The following is a 581-nucleotide window of genomic DNA, read 5'->3' on the forward strand; positions in this document are numbered from 1 at the left end:
AAGCTGAGACTCTATCCGGACGCTGATCAAGCAGAGCAATTTCTAGCGATGAGTCAGGAATATCAACGATTGGCTAACATTGTCAGTCAATGGATCTTTGACCATGAGTTTCAGTTAAGTTGGTTAAAAATCAACCACCATCTGTACGAGTTATTTAGACAAGAATCACCGCTCAACAGTCAGATGGTTCAATCTGTTTTTCGGACGGTCTCAGCTCGCTATAAGACCACCCGAGAACAAATGAAACAACATCCTTACCGCTACAAGAACGAAAAAAACAAATGGATTCAAGTTCCTAGGGACCTGACCTGGTTGATGGAACCCATCCAGTTTCACCGACCACAGGCAGACTTGGTTCGCCAGAGTAATTACTCTTTTGTAAATGGAATGAGAAAAATTTCGATAACCACTCTGGATAAACGGACCAAGTTGAACTTCACTAACAAAGGATTCGAAAAATATTTTGCCGATGATTGGAAGCTTGGAACTGGTAAATTGGTTCACAACCAAGACAAATGGTTTCTGTACATTGGCATCACGAAAGAAGTTAGCGACTTCGATCCTAAGGATAATCCGCAAAT

The 581-nt window shown here is 41.5% G+C and carries 1 protein-coding gene; it reads left to right on the forward strand.

Annotation, left to right across the window (positions count from 1 at the left end; all coding sequences use genetic code 11):
• Window positions 1-581, forward strand: a 581-nt coding sequence (locus OCU14_RS11230) for a nuclease/transposase family protein (protein ID WP_507762971.1), incomplete at both ends; no start/stop codon positions are given.

The sequence above is a fragment of the Levilactobacillus humaensis genome (genome assembly GCF_024345185.1).
Classification (GTDB): domain Bacteria; phylum Bacillota; class Bacilli; order Lactobacillales; family Lactobacillaceae; genus Levilactobacillus; species Levilactobacillus humaensis.